General features: G+C 55.3%; 16 protein-coding genes. 3 read left to right on the top strand and 13 right to left on the bottom strand.

Annotation, left to right across the window (positions count from 1 at the left end; all coding sequences use genetic code 11):
* Positions 1-445: MFS transporter (locus RW092_RS00730; RefSeq protein WP_316009245.1), on the top strand; the 445-nt coding region annotated here is incomplete at its 5' end.
* A 74-nt stretch (positions 446-519) separates the two neighbouring features.
* On the opposite strand, the gene RW092_RS00725 is transcribed toward RW092_RS00730, so the two are convergent.
* Positions 520-942 (bottom strand): NUDIX domain-containing protein, encoded by a 423-nt coding sequence (locus tag RW092_RS00725; protein ID WP_316009244.1) that lies wholly within the window; start codon positions 940-942, stop codon positions 520-522.
* A gap of 138 nt (positions 943-1,080) precedes the next feature.
* Positions 1,081-2,775 (bottom strand): methyl-accepting chemotaxis protein, encoded by a 1,695-nt coding sequence (locus tag RW092_RS00720; RefSeq protein WP_316009243.1) that lies wholly within the window; start codon positions 2,773-2,775, stop codon positions 1,081-1,083.
* Between the two features lie 299 nt (positions 2,776-3,074).
* Here RW092_RS00720 and RW092_RS00715 point away from each other — a divergent pair, with 299 nt between their 5' ends.
* Positions 3,075-3,260 carry a hypothetical protein gene (locus RW092_RS00715; RefSeq protein WP_016313338.1) on the top strand — a complete coding sequence of 62 codons (186 nt, stop codon included), beginning with the start codon at positions 3,075-3,077 and terminating at the stop codon, positions 3,258-3,260.
* 15 nt (positions 3,261-3,275) lie between these two features.
* Complete coding sequence (locus tag RW092_RS00710; RefSeq protein WP_016313339.1) at positions 3,276-3,524, top strand: spore coat protein; 249 nt, start codon at positions 3,276-3,278, stop codon at positions 3,522-3,524.
* 57 nt (positions 3,525-3,581) lie between these two features.
* Here RW092_RS00710 and RW092_RS00705 read toward each other — a convergent pair whose 3' ends face one another.
* From RW092_RS00705 to RW092_RS00655, 11 genes are all read right to left on the bottom strand, one after another.
* Positions 3,582-4,622, bottom strand: coding sequence for an LLM class flavin-dependent oxidoreductase (locus RW092_RS00705; RefSeq protein WP_316009242.1), 1,041 nt, complete (start codon positions 4,620-4,622; stop codon positions 3,582-3,584).
* Positions 4,623-4,671: 49 nt separating this feature from the next.
* Positions 4,672-6,132, bottom strand: coding sequence for a DHA2 family efflux MFS transporter permease subunit (locus RW092_RS00700; protein ID WP_016313342.1), 1,461 nt, complete (start codon positions 6,130-6,132; stop codon positions 4,672-4,674).
* Entirely contained in the window at positions 6,129-8,204 is a 2,076-nt protein-coding gene (locus tag RW092_RS00695; RefSeq protein WP_316009241.1) for an ABC transporter ATP-binding protein, read from the bottom strand. Before RW092_RS00695 ends, RW092_RS00700 begins: the two co-directional genes overlap by 4 nt.
* 9 nt (positions 8,205-8,213) lie before the next feature.
* On the bottom strand, positions 8,214-9,110 hold the full coding sequence (locus RW092_RS00690) for an ABC transporter permease (RefSeq protein WP_016313344.1): 897 nt from the start codon (positions 9,108-9,110) through the stop codon (positions 8,214-8,216).
* 34 nt (positions 9,111-9,144) lie between these two features.
* A complete protein-coding gene (locus RW092_RS00685) occupies positions 9,145-10,074 on the bottom strand; it encodes an ABC transporter permease (protein ID WP_016313345.1) in 930 nt (309 codons plus the stop codon).
* A 24-nt stretch (positions 10,075-10,098) separates the two neighbouring features.
* Positions 10,099-11,757 carry an ABC transporter substrate-binding protein gene (locus RW092_RS00680; RefSeq protein ID WP_316009240.1) on the bottom strand — a complete coding sequence of 553 codons (1,659 nt, stop codon included), beginning with the start codon at positions 11,755-11,757 and terminating at the stop codon, positions 10,099-10,101.
* 43 nt (positions 11,758-11,800) lie between these two features.
* On the bottom strand, positions 11,801-13,153 hold the full coding sequence (locus tag RW092_RS00675; RefSeq protein ID WP_316009239.1) for an LLM class flavin-dependent oxidoreductase: 1,353 nt from the start codon (positions 13,151-13,153) through the stop codon (positions 11,801-11,803).
* Positions 13,154-13,300: 147 nt separating this feature from the next.
* Positions 13,301-13,873: an NADPH-dependent FMN reductase gene (ssuE, locus tag RW092_RS00670; RefSeq protein ID WP_016313348.1), complete on the bottom strand. Its 573-nt coding sequence runs from the start codon at positions 13,871-13,873 to the stop codon at positions 13,301-13,303.
* Between the two features lie 14 nt (positions 13,874-13,887).
* Positions 13,888-15,138 (bottom strand): M20 metallopeptidase family protein, encoded by a 1,251-nt coding sequence (locus tag RW092_RS00665; RefSeq protein WP_016313349.1) that lies wholly within the window; start codon positions 15,136-15,138, stop codon positions 13,888-13,890.
* Positions 15,139-15,151: 13 nt separating this feature from the next.
* Positions 15,152-16,492 (bottom strand): LLM class flavin-dependent oxidoreductase, encoded by a 1,341-nt coding sequence (locus RW092_RS00660; RefSeq protein ID WP_016313350.1) that lies wholly within the window; start codon positions 16,490-16,492, stop codon positions 15,152-15,154.
* A 41-nt stretch (positions 16,493-16,533) separates the two neighbouring features.
* On the bottom strand, positions 16,534-17,013 hold the full coding sequence (locus tag RW092_RS00655) for a DinB family protein (RefSeq protein WP_316009238.1): 480 nt from the start codon (positions 17,011-17,013) through the stop codon (positions 16,534-16,536).
* Positions 17,014-17,048: the final 35 nt, after the last annotated feature.

Here is a 17,048-nt window from a genome sequence, read left to right as displayed (position 1 = left end):
GTTCGGCCTGATCGGCGTCGTCGGGGCCATGGCTGCGCCGGTCGCCGGGCGAATGGCCGATCGGCGCAGCCCGCGCTTCACCATCGCCATCGGCATGGGCGCGGTGATCCTCGCCTACGCCTGCATGCTCGGCTTCGGCTACACCTTGGCGGGCTTGGTTGTCGGCGTCATTCTGCTCGACCTTGGTGTCCAGTCGACACAGATCTCCAACCAGGCCCGCATCCACGCCATCAGCGACGAGTTCCGCAACCGTATCAATACGATCTATATGGTCTCGTACTTCATCGGCGGAGCTCTGGGCTCCTGGATTGGCTCGTTCAGCTATGCGCATTTCGGCTGGACCGGTGTGTGCATCGCCGGCTTGTTAACCCAGCTCGTTGCGGTGTACGCACAGGTGCACGGACAGCGGCGCGAGCTTCGCCTGTCATTGGCCAAACGCGGATGATTACTCGTTCCAACGAAAGGGGAGACCGATATCCACGCTGATGGAACAGGTCTCCCCTTTTTCTTATTCCCCGCCTACTTCTGTTGCCTTAACGCCGCAACCGCAGCCGTTGTGAAACTAGCCAGCTTGTCCGGCAAGCGATGGAGCGGGAACCAGTCGATCGCCCCGATCGCGCCCCCTTCCTCCATATTCCGCAGCTCGCCGCCAACAATCTCCGCTTCGTAAATCACCGAGACCCAATGCTCTGCTTTTTCCGGTTGGATCGTCTCTGCCGTACACAGTACCCCAATGACTGCGATATCGAGGTTCACCTCTTCTTTGATTTCCCGCACAACGCCGTGCTCCATCGTCTCATAGATATCGATTTTGCCGCCGGGGATGCTCCAAGTGTCCTTTTCCGGCTCCCGATTACGCAGCACCATTAGAATCTCTCCCCGATCATTCCGAATGACCGCGCCCACCCCTAATCGGGGAACAGCCAGCTCTGTCGTCTTCATGCACCCTCCACCTCTCATGTCATCGTTCAAGCCATTGCCTGGGTTCTATTATAAAGCAAAATATCTGAAGCGGAAGAAAATACACCCCGTTCCTCCGAAAAAATTGAGAGAAACGGGGTGTTCTTGGTGGCTATCAACTTAGAACTTAAATTGTCCCACCATCCGATGCAAATCGTCGGCGATCTCTTTCATCTCGACGGCCGAAGCGGACACCTGCTCCATGCTGGCGAGTTGCTGTTCGGTAGAAGCCGAGATTTCCTCAGTCGATGCCGTAGATTCCTGAGCGATGGAGGAGATGTTTTCGATGGTGCCGATCACTTCGTTTTTGTCGCTGTTTACTTGCGTGATGCCTTCGATCAGCTCTTGCATGCCTGCAATCATCTGATGGATCGTCTGATCGATTTGCCGGAACGCTTGTCCCGTCTCCCGCGACACCTCGCTCGTCCGAGTAATGACTTCGGTCCCCTGGTGCATATACTCCCGGGTCTTCTCAACCGCAGCAGCCACTTCTCGCACCATCTCCTCGATCCCCTGCACCGAACCTGTCGTTTGTTCCGCCAGCTTGCGAATTTGCTCCGCCACTACCGCAAAGCCCCGACCTTGTTCGCCAGCCCTTGCACTTTCGATCATAGCGTTCAGCGCCAATAAGTGTGTTTGCTCGGCAACCGCCTTAATCACGGTCGTCACCTGGGTGATTGACTGCGATTTGTCGCTGAGGTCGTTCACCTGCTCCTCGATGTTGACGGTAACTTCCGCGTTATCCCGGATCGCCTTCTGCAGTTGCTTCATGCTGTTCATCGTCGTTTGGTTCGCTTCCTGCGTCTCTTCAATTCTTGCCTTCATCTGGTCTGCCCGCGCGGTCAGGGCAACAATCTCTTCGGCTAAGCTATTCAGCCGCTCAAACCCCTCCTGCGCATGCACCGCCAAATCGCTGGAACCGGTCGCCAGCGCTTCGGTCGCGGTTGAGATTTCCTTCGCCGCTTGCGAGCTCTCTCCGATCATTACCGAGAGCTGCTGCGAACCGAAGGTGACTTGGCTGGCACGTTGCTGGATGTTCTCCATCATTCCGCCCAGCTTGCTGCGCATATGGGCCAGATCCTGAGCCATTTTGCCGATTTCATCCTGGCTGTGATGGTGAAATTCTTCTGTAAAATCCCCTGCAGCATACCGCTTGATGCATTCAGACATCTTCTGGATCGGACGGATCATCCGGCGCCCCATCCAAATGCCCAAGCCAACTGCTAGCAGCAATATGATCAGCGACATCCCGATCGTCTCAATCAGGGCATCACGAATTTGCTCATTCATGCTTTTCAGCGAGATCCCCAAATTTAATGCACCGGAGAGCTCCTGGTTATATGTAAAATCCGTTGAAATATTATAAACCTTCTCACCGCTTGGCGTTTTTAGTATTTGGCCTGTGGTCTCTTGTTTGGCCACCACGGTGGTTAAATCCATGCTCGACTTCGTGAGCGATGCAGAAGCAACGGCGTCATTTTCTCCTGCGGAGCCTCCAGCAATCTGACTGTTATCCGATACGATCAGATTCCCCTGGGCATCGTAGAGCGAGACATAAATAAGATTGCCGTCGCCTTCCTCCATGATGGTTTGAAATACCTTCTGCAGTTCTTTCTTATCCAACAACTTATTGCTGATGATTTCGCGTTTAATATTGGTCACCAGAGTCGTCCCGTCACTCTTCATCTGACTGGTCATGGATCGTTGAACCTCATAATAGGCCACCAACGTGAAAGAAACGGCGCATATCGTCATAAGCAGCACGATCATTCCCAGCATTTTGCCAGTTAGCGAATGGAACCTGAATCTCTTCAACAATTGGAAAGGATTGCCTCGCCTGGACATGATGATTCCACCTTTGTATTAAATTTTCATAGATTGATACCCTGCTGCTTGAACTGCCTCATTGGAATGAGTCTAGATAACGTTTCATCTTTATTTTTAACTATTTTCCGCAAAATTACAGTGACTATTTTAATAGTTCACATGGGATGAGAATTGTAATGCTCTTCATAGATCCGCTGCTTTTTTCCAAGAAAAAACGCCTCCTCCGCATATTTGCTCCAGTTATGCAAACAATAACCGGCGAATACCAAGTGAAAGGAGCAGATGGCATGTCCCATATCAATCAACAAGAGCTGCAAAGCCTGCGGCATCTGATCGGCGCTCATGAAACGGCCCATCAAAAAATGCTTGCCTACGCCCAGCAAGCCGTTGATCCGCAGGTCAAAGCCTATTTCCAAAAATCAGCCCAAGACGCACTAAATACGAAGCAGCAGCTGATGTCATTTCTAAATTAGGAGGAGCTTGACACGATGATGCAGGATAAAGATATGGTGAACGACGCGTTGTCTATGGTCAAAAGCAGCCTGACCACCTACTCCAGCGTCATTTCTGAATGCGCGAATCCCCAGCTGAGATCAACGATTCAGCAAATTCGGGACAATTGCGAGAAATCGCAATACGAGCTGTTCCAGCTGGCTCAGTCGAAGGGATTCTACCAACCGGCGATGATAGCGGACCATCAGGAAGTGCAGCAAGTGAAATCGCAGCTGGGCGGTTGAGCGCACAGCAAAAAAGAGCTTCTCTTCCCCCTTATGGGTGTAAAGAAGCTCTTTTTATTAAATTCCGCGGAACACAGGGCTGGGAATCTCCCGTTTCAATACAGGCAGCACCTCTTCGGCAAACCGGTGAAGCTGTTCGCGTTGCTCAGCCTCGCTTAATCCATCCACACTGATCCCCAGCACGGTATGGCCGAATGCTTTGTGATATTTCAGGATTTTGGCGATGACCTGTTCCGCGTTGCCGATCAAGGCCGGCCCCCGTTCCACCACATCCTCCAGTGAAGTGAACGGCGACTGATTGTGCTTGGCAGCTTCCGTTCCGCTGAACACTTCATAATAAGGCCGAAACCGCCGCAAGGCCTCCTCATACGTATCCGCAAGATACAAACTGCCCGAACCCGCCCCCACCACCGCTTGATCGGGATCGTGGCCGTAATAAACCAATCGTTCACGATAATGATCGATTAAGGCTTTATATTTATCCATTTGGTGAAAAGAGTTCGAAGAAAAAATCGGCTCCCCATACCGGGCGGCGAGCTCGGTAGACAACGTGCTGGACGCGCTGCCATGCCATATGGGGATTTCCGGCTGGAAAGGTCGCGGAAAGGTCGTCACCTCTTGTAGCGGCGGTCGGTAACGGCCCGACCAGGTTACCTTCTCCTCTGTCCAGAGCCGCTTCAACAAACCGTATCGTTCGGCAAGCGACTCCCACTGCTCTTCTTCTGTGATGCCAAATAGCGGGTAATGCCGAGGATCGTTACCTTTGCCGATGATCATCGTCAGCCTTCCTCCGGACAAATGGTCCAAGGTAGCATAATCCTCAGCGACCCGAACCGGGTCAAGCACGCTTAACACCGTAACGGTGGTGAGAAGGCGAATGCGGTTGGTCTGTGCAGCAATCGCGGTCAGCACCAACGGAGGGGAAGAAGAGAGAAAGGGTTCCCCGTGTCTCTCTCCGATCCCATAAGCATCGAACCCCAGCTCTTCGGCGAGGATGGCCTGGTCGATCACATTTTGAAATTTTTGCTGTGCCGTCCACGATTCTCCGGTTACCGCATTAGGAACATTCATCATCAAGCTGAACAAAGCAACTTTCATCAGGCTCTTGCCTCCTGCCGGTTAATAAGCTGTGTTTCCTTATTTTTCCTCATAGAGAACGTTTGAAGGCAGGAGCACCGGCATCTTGTGGCTGTCTTGTTCTGCGGATCAGCCAAACCAGCGGGATCGACGCAGCAATCAACCCGCTCGCCAGCCAAAAGGCATCGCCAATGCTCTGCGTATACGCCTCCCTGTATAACTCTCGACTCAATCTCTCCTCAGGACCGATATTGAGGCGAGCTTCATGGATGCCCAAACGAACGTAAAAGACGGACGTGAACATTCCCAGTGAGATGGAACTGACAATTTGCCTAAGCCAGCTGAGCAATGCCGAAGCATCTCCCGATTCTTGCTCGGATACTGCCCCCATCGCACTGCCGGTGGCTGGAGTGAGGGCAAGCCCCGTACCGGCATTACGAATGCATAACCAGACGATCACTGAAATCAGTGTCATCTCCGGATGCAGGCGGCTGAAATGCAGGTTGGCCGCCAGCAGCAGCAAGCAGCCTGCACCAATCAAGAGCGCAGGACCGCGGGAAGCGTACATTTTCCCTGAGAGGAAGGTCGCCAAGGTCAAGCACGCCGCGGCCGGAAGGAACAGCAGCCCGATATGGAAGGCGGTCATTCCGCGGATTTCCTCGAGGAACAGCGGGATGAAATACACCCCGGAGTACAGGGCTACCGTAAGAATCAGGGTTAGACTTAAGCTGGCTGTAAAGGGTAAATTACGAAACAAGCGCAGATTCAACAGCGGCTCTGGGGTGCGCAACTCCACACGTACAAACATTACAAAGGCTGCACCGCCGGCGATCAAGCACGCCCAGGTCAAGGGTGAAGCAAGCCCCCATTGATGCAAATTGCCGAACAGCAGCAGCATGGCCAGGCTTCCTCCGGTGGCAAGAAGCAGCCCGGCGATATCTAATTTTCTTGAAGCGTCAGCGCCTCCTGCGGCCGGCAGCATTACCTTCGCAGCGATCCAAGCTCCGATGCCCAGCGGCACAGTTACGAGAAAAATCAAATGCCAATCTACCTGTTGAAACCAACCGCTTAACGAAGGACCTATCGCTGTGGCCAGTACGGTGGAGAACGACCAGACGCTCACGGCAACCGGTTGGCGTTCGCGTGGCAGCGTCTGATAAATCATCATCAGGGAGACCGGTTGGATCAGGCCGCAGAACACTCCCTGCAGGATACGAAATCCGATCAGCGCCTGAACGTTCCAAGAGATGGCGCACAACAGCGAGGTCGCGGTGATTCCTGCCAGCGACCACAGAAACACCCGTTTACTCCCAAATCGAAGGCAGACATATCCGCTGATCGGTGCGATCATGCCGCAAGCCAACGAAAATCCGGTAATCACCCATTGCACGGTATTCAACTCGGCATGAAAGATGTCGATGAAGCCAGGAAGCGAGACGTTTAGCGACACGACGTGATAGACCCCGGCAAAAGAGCCTAAAAACAACGTCAGGAGAATCGACCAAAACCGGCGTTCCGTTAGGGTGTTCATAACGGAAAATGACAGGCCGCATAATGGCCGCCTTCGAGCGGCCTGAGCTGCGGCTCCTCCTCCCGGCAGCGCGGGACGGCAAACGGGCAGCGCGTGTGAAACCGGCAGCCCGCCGGGGGATTAGCCGGAGACGGGATTTCACCAGCGATGCCGCGGGGGAGCTGCCTTTGCCCCTCGCCTGGGCGGCTGCGGGGAATGGAGTCGATTAACGCCCGGGTATACGGATGGGCCGGTCGAAGGAACAGCGATTCGCTTGGGGCAATTTCCACCAGTTTCCCGAGATACATCACGCCGATTCGGTCGGAAATATGACGTACGACCTGCAGTCCGTGAGCGATAAACAGATAGGTCAGCCCCAGCCTCTGCTGCAGGTCCTGCAGCAGGTTGATAATCTGGGCTTGGACGGATACGTCCAGAGCCGAGACCGCTTCATCCGCCAGGATGAACTGCGGGTTCAAGGCAATAGCCCGAGCGATGCCAATACGTTGCCGCTGCCCGCCGGAGAACTCGTGCGGATATCGTTCGTCCCAGGACGGATCCAGACCAACGAGCTCCAACAGTTCGCGAACGCGCTCCTTGATTTTCCCCGGAGGCAATTCTCCGTGAACCTTAAGCGGTTCGGCGATGCTGTCTCCAATTTTCCACCTTGGATCAAACGAGCCGTAAGGATTTTGAAAAATCGTCTGCATATGCCGACGGGCTGAACGCAAGGCAGCTCCGCTTAATTGGGTAAGATCCTCGCCGGCGAACAATACTTTGCCCGCAGTCGCTCTCTCCATCTGCAACAGCACCCTCCCCAGCGTCGACTTCCCGCTGCCAGATTCACCAACCAGGCCAAAGGTTTCCCCTTTCTTAATCGTAAACGAGACATCGTCTACGGCACGGATCAGCCGGGCCCGCCTCCCTAAGCCTCCGCCGTGAACGCGGTAATACTTGCGCAAATGCTCAGCGGCAAACAGCACCTCACCTTCGTTTCCATCCATCGGTTCGGTCGTTGAGATGGCTCCCTCGCCCACCGAGGAAGAACGGCCTGCGTGGATCTGGGCAGCTTCGATTTCCGGTTCCTGCGGCGGCGCAAGCCAGCTGTCCTGCCGAACCAGCTCTTCGGAGTGCCAGCAGGCGGTTCGCCGGCCTTTTGCATCTGTCACTAGAGGCGGCGCTTCCCTCATGCAGCTTTCTGTGGCGTAAGGGCAACGGGGATGAAACCGGCACCCGCTGGGCGGCTCAGCCAGGCTGGGAATTGAGCCTTCGATGGAATGCAGCCGGGTCCCGCGGACGGTATCCAGTGTGGCGATGGAGCGAAGCAGCCCACGGGTATACGGATGGTGTGGGAGTCGGAACAATTGCTCTGCCGGCGCCTCCTCCACAATTTCTCCGGCATACATCACGACAATACGATCAGCGATATCTGCAGCAATCCCCAAATCATGCGTGATGAGCAGAATCGACATTCCGAACTCTTGCTGCAGGTCCTTCAGCAAGCTAAGAATTTGCACTTGGATCGTCACATCCAGGGCAGTTGTCGGCTCATCTGCAATCAGCAGATCCGGGCCGCAGGACAGCGCCATCGCGATCATCGCCCGTTGAAGCATTCCGCCCGACAGCTCGCCTGGGTATTGCTTCAGCCGCAGCCTCGGTTCCGGAATGCCCACGCGTTCAAGCAGGCGAACCGCACGCTCATCGGCCTCCCGTTTGGAAATCCGCTCATGCTGCAGAATCGTTTCCCGAATTTGCCTGCCGATCGTAAAGACCGGGTCAAAGGCGGCCATCGGCTCTTGGAATACCATCGCCATCTTCTTTCCACGAACCCGGCGAAGCTCTGCCTCAGACAGTCCTGTCAGTTCGGTTTCCCCTAAGCGGAGGCTGCCGCCTGTGATTCTGCCGTTCTCATGATCGATCAAGCGCATAATAGCTTTCGAGGTGACCGTCTTGCCGCTTCCAGACTCGCCGACAAGACAGACGGTTTCCCCTTCTCCAATCGTTAAGGTGACATCCCGAATCGCCTGGATCAGTCCGTTCCGGGTGCTGAAATCAACGGATAGCTGCTGAATATCCAACAATGCGCTCCTCATGGCCTCCTCCTATCGCTGCGTAAGTTTTTTCGGATCCAGATGATCTCTCAGACGATCCCCCAGCATATTCACCGCCAGGACAAACAGAGTGATCGCCAAACCGGGGAAGGTACAGATCCACCAAGCTACGGTCAGATAACCTCTGCCCTGGGACAGCAGCGTCCCCCAGTCCGGGATTTCGCGAAGCACGCCCAGACCGAGGAAGCTCAGCCCCGATCCCGTAAGAATTGACGTTCCGATCCCCACGGCCGCCATAACCAGCAGCGGAGAAAGGGAATTCGGCAACACATGCTTCCAGAAGATTGACCAAGGCGAGGCGCCGATGGAGGCGGAAGCTTTCACGAACGTGCGGTTTTTGATGCTCATGATTTGAGCTCGCATCACGCGGGCATACCCCGGTACGGAGGAGACGGCAACAGCCAGCACAATGTTAAACAGGCTGGGGCCAAGGGCTGCTGCGATGGCAAGCGCAAGAAGAATCCCCGGAATCGTCATCAAAATATCGTTGATTCGCATCATGACTGTATCGACCCAGCCGCCCGCATACCCGGCGACGGCGCCAAAAGCCCCGCCGACTAACCCGCCGGTCAGCACGGAAGCGAGCCCGATAAAAAGAGAATCGCGGCTTCCATGCACGATCACGCTGAAGACATCCCTGCCGAAATAATCCGTACCAAACAGATGCGCTCGGCCCGGCGCCTGCAGGATGCGGTCCGTCAGCATTTCCGTCGGAGCGTAAGGAGCGATCCAGGAAGGGACGATCGCGCATGCGACGATAAACAAGATGAATAATCCGGCCAACACCAGAAGCAGGTCATTCACCGAAAATCGACCTTTTCGCGGTGCAGCCGAAGCTCCGGCCTTACGTTCACGCCAGACTGTTTTGGAGAAAATCGCTTCTCTCACTCGATATCCCTCCCGTTTATAGAGTACGTGAGCCTCATGAAGTGGATCGTCGAACTCGTGGATCGATCATCGCATAAGAAATGTCCACGAGCAGATTAACGAGGACATAAATAGCGGCAGAAAACAGGATGACGCCTTGAACCACCGGCAAGTCCTTGGCCAGGATGGCATCTGAAATCACCCTGCCGATGCCCTGCCGGGAAAATACGGTCTCGATGACGACGGTGCCGGCCAGCATCTCACCGATCAGCATGCCGATCATCGTCACAGCCGGGATTAAGGCATTCCTGAGCGCATGCCGGTACATCACCGCTCGCTCGGTGAGTCCTTTAGAGCGCAAAGTGACGATAAATTGTTCCCCAATGACGTCGAGCATGCTGCTTCGAACCATCCGGAGGATAAATCCCGCCCCGACGGTGCCCAGCGCAAGGGCCGGTAAGACCAAAGTTCTCCAACCGTCCGACCCCATTGCCGGGAACCACCCCAGCGTAATCGAGAAGATGAGGATCAGGAGAATGCCTGACCAGAACGTCGGCATGGAGATGCCAAATAATCCGACGATCCGGGCAATGATGTCAATCGCCCGGTTGCGATGGATCGCCGATAGAACGCCCAGCAGAATCCCGACAACGACGGACACGAAGGCGCTGGCAGCCGTTAGGGCGAGCGTAGCAGGCAAGCTCTCCACGATCTTAGGCAGCACGGGGTCCGAATTCAGCAGCGAGTTGCCGAAGTCCCCTCGGACAATACCGCCGAAATACCGCAGGAGCTGAACATGGAACGGCTGATCAACGCCAAGTTGGTGTCGTAAAGCCGCAATTGCCTCCGGCGTGGCCAGCGAAGGGTCAATCATCACGTCCGTCGGATCACCGGGCAGGATGTACAAAATGGTGAAGACCAGCACCAGCGATCCGAAAATAACCAGCAACGAGGCGATCAGCCGCTGGAAAATCGTCCAAACCATTTTCCTAATACAACTCCCTTCGCGTTACTTCTTTAATGAAACATCGTTAAACAGCGGATAGCCGAGGGAATCGAATTTGATTCCTTGCACCGATTGGGATGCGGCAACCGTATAAGGGTACACGTAGATCGGAAGAATGATGGCATTGTCGATAATGTAATGCTGAACCTTCTGATACAGCTCCGCCCGTTTGGCGTCATCCGGCTCCACTCTGCCTTGCTCCAGCCACTCATCCACCTCCGGACTGTTCAGCCGCGACAAGGTGGGCTGTCCGTCCGGATCATAAGAATGGTAGAACGAATAAAGCGCGTTCGGGTCAGAGTTGACTTGGCTGTTGCCGTATAAATCATAATCGCCGTTGGTAAATACCACGGTTCGGACATCCTTCGTAATCTCCACTTCTACAGCGATGCCGATTTGCTTCAGCTGCTGTTGAATGATCACCGCGATGTCGTTGCGTTTTTCCCGGTTCGGGGTTCCATCGACGTAATGCAGGGTGAGCTTCTTGCCGTCTTTTTCGCGGATGCCATCTGCTCCCTTCACCCAACCCAACTCATCCAGAAGCTGGTTGGCCTTCGTCAGATCGGGCTTAATCAAATTTTCCAGCGATGGATCATAGCCAAATATTCCAGGTGACAATGGGGACCAAGCTCGCTCGTAAGTGCCTAAGTACAAGGTCTTAACGATCGCATCCACATCCACCGCCAGCTGCACGGCTTGCCGGGCCTTCAGTTCATTCCAAGGGGTATGATCCAGGTTAAAAAATAACGTATATGGCAGGCCCACCGTATTGGCCTGAAGCAGCTGCAGCTCGGCATCGTTCTTCAAAGCGATTGCGTTCTGAGGCGGCACGGTTTCGGCAGCGAGCACTTGCTTGCTCTGCACGCTTCCGATCCGGGTCGCTTCCTCCGGAATAATGCGGAAGTTCACGCCGTCTAGATAAGGCGCTCCCGGGTTATCGACCAATTCAGGCGCCCATTGATAATCGGGGTTGCGCTCGACTTGAATGCCAGCGTTTTCCTCCCATTTCACAAATTTGTACGGTCCGGTTCCCACCGGATGCTGTCCCAGCTGGTCGCCGTACTGCTTGGCTGCTGTCGGTGAGACGATGCCAAGCAGCGCCTGGCTTAGATTGCCGAGGAACGCTCTGGACGGCGTCGAAAGATTAAGCTTCACGGTGTACTCGTCTATCACCTCGGAGGACTTATACGGCTGAAGCAAGGCAGCCGCATTCGCCGCTTTCGTTGCCGGATCGAGAATGCGGTCGAAGTTGAATTTAACCGCTTCGGCATTAAACGGGGTTCCGTCATGGAATTTGACATCCTCCCGGAGCTTGAAGGTGTAGCTGAGCCCATCCTCCGAGACTGTCCATTCCTTCGCCAGCCACGGCTTGATGGTATTGTCCGGCAGCTGGACAACCAGGCTGTCATAGATCGTGCGAAGGACTCGGACCGCTACGGCAAGCCCGCTGCGATGCGGGTCCAGCGTATCGGGTGAGGTCGCCAGTGCATAAGTGAGTTCCCCGCCTTGGGCGGCAGCTGTTTGTTCGGCATCCGAGGCGGATGCCTCAGCCTTTGGGCTTTCTTGTGCCGTTGGTTGGCTCCCGCAGGCCGATAGCAGCACAACCATCATCATTGCCGCTGCGAAGATGGCTTTACTGCGTTTGGTTTTCATGAATCTCATGGCATCAACGCCCTCCCTCTGCTTCAACTTTCATTTCATAGACTTACCGAACGCTGCCGGCCTGTTGCTGCGCTCGCTGCGCCGTGTAACGGTTCACCGGCACAGGCAGCCCCAGGTTGCCGCGCAGCGTATCCGCCTCATAATCAGTGCGGAACAATCCGCGTTCCTGCAGAATCGGCACGACCCATTCCACGAAATCTCTCAGCCCGCCCGGTACGCTTTCCCCGACAATAAAACCGTCCGCCGCCGGTTCCTCGAACCATTGCTGTACAATATCCGCCACCTTCTCCGGCGTACCAAAGAACACCGTTCTTGGCGTCGCCTCCTGCAGCGCTACTTCCCGCAGCGTCAGGTTCTGCTCTTTCGCCCGTTTCTTAATCCGCTCCGTTGTACTGCGGAAGCTGTTCGAACCGAAATCGCCCAAGTCCGGGAACGGTTCATCCAGCGGATATTGGGAGAAATCATGGTGCTCGAAGTACCGTCCAAGGTACTCCAGCGCTTTATCCGGCGTCACCAATTCAGCGATTTCACGGTATTTTCGCTCCGCCTCTTCCTCAGTCCGGCCAATGATGGGACCGATTCCCGGGAAGATCAGAATCTCATCAGGAGAACGCCCAAGTTCAACGGCGCGCCGCTTCACATCTTGGTAGAACGCCTTGGCTTCCTCGAGCGTCTCGGGCCCGGTGAACACTGCGTCTGCCGTCTTGGCCGCAAGATTGCGGCCGCTGTCGGAGGAGCCGGCTTGGAACACAACCGGTTGGCCCTGTTTGGAACGCGCGATGTTTAACGGGCCCTGTACGGAGAAATACTCGCCTTTGTGATTTAACCGATGCATTTTGGACGGATCAAAGAATACACCGCTCTCCTTGTCGCGAACAAAGGCGTCATCCTCCCAGGAATCCCACAGACCTTTAATGACCTCCAAATATTCCTCGGCGATTCGATATCGCTCCGAATGCGAGGGGTGCGGTTTGCCACCAAAATTGAGGGCGGTTCCTTCCAAAGGTGAAGTCACCACGTTCCAACCGGCCCGCCCTTTGCTAATATGGTCGATCGAGGCGAACTGCCGCGCGACCGTAAACGGTTCGCTGTATGAGGTCGACAGCGTTCCGACCAGGCCGATCCGTGAAGTCACAGCGCCCAGCGCGGACAAAATTGTAATCGGTTCGAACCGGTTCAGAAAATGCGGGATCGATTTTTCATTGATGTAGAGACCATCCGCAATGAATACAAAATCGAATTTTCCGTTCTCGGCGATTTGCGCTTGTTGGGTATAGAAGGCCAGGCTTACACTGGCATCCGAGGGAATCTGCGGATGTCTCCACGCCGTATGGCTGCTCCCTACGCCATGAATCGCGGCTCCGAACCGGAGCTGTCTATTGGAATGGGTCCCCATTGTTCACTCCACCTTTGTTTTTGAATTGGAAATCATGGAATTTATGAACTCTAATTAATTATTAACCCATGTGTTTAGTCGGCATTAGTGCAACAAAGAAGCCCGGAGGCTCTCGTCACCTGCAATTGCATTGCCGTCTGTCTGAATTTACACAACCTGGCCTTGCTTCTGCTCCTCTGTCACCAGCCGATAGCGGGCCAGTTCCAGGTTCAGCTGCGTTACCGCCTCATCCAGCCGCTCCCGGAGCTGCTCCTCCAACGCAAACCCGCCGTTCTCCAACCGGCTGACCCATTGATCCACGGCGAATACGCCGCCGAGAATGTGAGTTCCGCCCAGCGCCGCAACCACCGGCTTCAGCGCGTAATCCACCGCCAGCAAATGGGCGATCGTCCCGCCGATGAACAGCGGCAGCACCAATTTGCCTTGCAGCCCTTTTTGCGGGATCAGATCCAGGATCGTCTTCAGCGCACCTGAATAAGACGCTTTATAGACCGGGCTGGCGATGATGACAGCATCGGCCGCTTCAACCGAGGCGTTCAGATCCTTCACAACCTCGCTGTTGAAGTTCGCCCGAAGCAAATCCTCCGCCGGCAGTTCCGCCGCCGAGAACCAATCGATGGAATGCCCCGCATCAGTCAACTTCTCCTGTACATAATCCGTTAATCCGAATAACCGTGAACCTAGTGTAGGACTCCCTGCGAGAATAACGATATTGCTCATAATCGAATCTCCTCCTATTCGTGTTCTACCTTTTGATTTTGCAAAGCCAACTGCACCCAGATCTGTGTCCCGTGAACCAGAACCTCCTCATCCACATCGAATCGAGGGCGATGCAGCGCATGGGTGATTCCCCGAGCGTCATTGCCGCAGCCGATGAAGGCAAACGCCCCCGGCACCTGATCCAGATACCAGCCAAAATCCTCCCCAGCAAGGCTGGGCTCCGGAAGCAAGCTGACTTGCTCCGTTCCCAGAACCTCAGAGGCGGCAGATATGATACGCTGTACCGCACCTTCATCGTTGACAACAGCAATGCCGTCGCGCAGCTCCATCTCATAACCGCCTCCCGCATCTCCCGAAATCGATGCGGCTTGGCGGATTAACCCGTCTCGGATCGTAGCCACGGTCTCCTTGCGAAATGCTCGAAAAGTCCCCGTCAACTCGCTGTAATCCGCGATGACGTTGACCGCGCGACCGGCATGCAGAGTACCAAAGGCGAGCACAGCCGGCTCCGCCGGGTTCACCCGGTTCGCCATCAAACCGTTAACCTCGGTGACGAAACGTGCGGCCATCTGAATCGCATCCGCCGCTCGGTGAGGCTCACTGTGATGACCTGATACGCCATGGAACTTTACCTTAAAGTGACTGGAAGCCGCCATCGCATACTTAGTATGGATCCCCAGCGTTCCGACGGGCAATTCCGGATGGACATGGAGTGCATAACATTCGTCCACCCCGTCCAGAATGCCATCTTCAATCAAATCGCGTCCGCCCGACAGGAGCCTGCCGTCCAGCGGACTTGGCAGCGCCCCCTCTTCGGCAGGTTGAAAGACGAAGCGGATGGTCCCTCTAACGAGATGCCGATATTCGGCCAGCGTGCGGGCTGCTCCAAGCAGCATCGCGGTATGCGCGTCATGGCCGCAGGCGTGCATCACTCCATCGCGCAATGAACGGTAGGGCACCTCGTTCTCTTCCTGGATCGGCAGCGCATCCATGTCGGCTCTTAGCAGCAACGTCCGACCGCGGCCGGCCTTGCCGTGCAGCGTACCCACCACGCCCATCCCGAAATGCCGGCCGACTTGCCGTTTGACTTCCAGTCCCCAAGATTCCAGCAGATTCCCTACCAATTCCGCCGTACGCGAGACTTCGTACAACAGCTCGGGGTGGCGGTGCAAGTCCCGGCGGATGCGAATGAGCTCGCTTCGCAATCCGGCTGCATATTGCAGGGGGTCTCCCCCCACCGTCTGCTTTAACTCACGGCTCAGCATGTATGAACCCACCTCAAGACTTAGCCGCTACCGCTTTCCGCTCCAGCGTATACCGGTTCTCCGGAATCGGCAGCCCTAAGTTGCCGCGCAGCGTATCGCTTTCGTACTCGGTCCGGAACAGACCGCGCTCCTGCAGGATCGGTACGACCAAGTCCACGAAATCCTCCAGGCCGTTTGGAACGGCAGCCGTGATCATAAACCCGTCGGCAGCGCCTCCCTCGAACCAGGCTTGAATCCGATCTGCGACTTGCTCCGGTGTCCCGATAAATCCGCCGCGCGGCGTTGCGACTTGAAGCGCCACTTGTCTTAACGTCAGCCCTTTTTCCTTGGCGTCTTGTTTGATTTTATCCGTGCTGCTTTGGAAGCTGTTTTTGCCCAAATCTCCGAGATCCGGGAACGGCTCATCCAGCGGATATTGGGAGAAGTCGTGATGCTCAAAGAAGCGGCCCAAATAGTCCAGCGCATTCTCGATCGTCACCAGGCTGGCGACCTCTTGATATTTGCGTTCCGCTTCCTCTGGCGTACGGCCAAGAATCGGAGCGATTCCCGGGAAGATCAGGACTTCGTTCGGATTCCGACCAAACGAGGCGGCGCGGGACTTCACGTCTTGGTAGAAGATTCGCGCATCCTCGATCGTTTCATGCCCGGTGAATACGGAGTCCGCGTGCTTAGCGGCGTAATTTTTGCCAACCTCAGAGGAGCCCGCCTGGAAGATCACGGGTTGCCCTTGCTTGGAACGGGCGATATTCAGCGGCCCTTTCACCGAGAAGAATTCTCCGACGTGGTTCAGGGTGTGCATTTTTTCCGGATCAAAAAATACCCCCGTCTCCTTATCCCGCACAAAGGCGTCATCCTCCCACGAATCCCACAGCCCGCGGACCACCTCCAGGAACTCGGTGGCAATCCGGTAACGCTTGGCATGGTCCGGATGCTCCTTCTTCCCGTAGTTCAGCGCCGAGCCTTCCAATGGGGAAGTGACGACGTTCCAGCCTGCGCGCCCTCCGCTGATCATGTCCAAGGAAGCGAACTGCCGGGCGACGGTAAACGGTTCGCTGTATGAAGTGGACAACGTTCCGACCAGCCCTACATGCTTGCTGACCGCCGCCAAGGCGCTGAGGAGTGTTAACGGCTCGAACCGGTTCAGAAAATGGGGGATCGACTTTTCCGTAATATATAAGCCGTCGGCAATAAACACCAGGTCAAATTTGCCGGCCTCCGCCTTCTGCACCCAACGTTTATAAACGTCGATATTGACGCTGGCATCCGCCTGCGCGTCCGGATGACGCCACAGGGAGGTTCCCCCGCCTACCCCGTGTAACAATGCGCCTAATTTGAGTTGTCTTGGTTTCGCCATATTCTCGTTCCTCCTTATCGTTTCGGTATCGTTTCCCGCGCTTAACTCTTGCTCAAGGCAAACCCCGCGGCTTGTTTAATGCGATCGATTTGCCCCAAATGACGTTGAACGTGGTTGGTAAAGCCTTCGACAATTTGCTTGATGGAGACCGTTTCTCCCTTGGCATTCACGCCAGTCTTCTCTAAGTCTTCCGCATCCAAACGGCTTAACAGCAGGCTGTTGTATAGCAGCAACGCATGGAAGGTCTGCAACACATCGGAGACTTTCCCCGCGTTGGCATATTGACCGCTGACCCACGCATCTTGGTTAAAGGCCGGCAGTTGCGCCTCCGTCCCCGCCAGAATATCCCGGATCCGAAAAGAGACAACGATGCTGTGATCCACCAAGTGGGTCAGTACCTCCAGGACACTCCAACTCTCCGGCTTGGGCTTCCAAGTGGTCTGCTCCTCGCTGAGGCCGTCAATCGCCGTAAGAAGCTGCCCATGTGTATTTAAAAAAGCTTCAAAATTGACTTTCGTCATGCCATCGCCTCCGATTCAAAATTAAGCTTCTTCCC

This window comes from Paenibacillus sp. 3LSP, assembly GCF_032465655.1.
GTDB lineage: Bacteria > Bacillota > Bacilli > Paenibacillales > Paenibacillaceae > Fontibacillus > Fontibacillus barengoltzii.
This window is presented reverse-complemented; position numbering and strand designations above follow the sequence as displayed.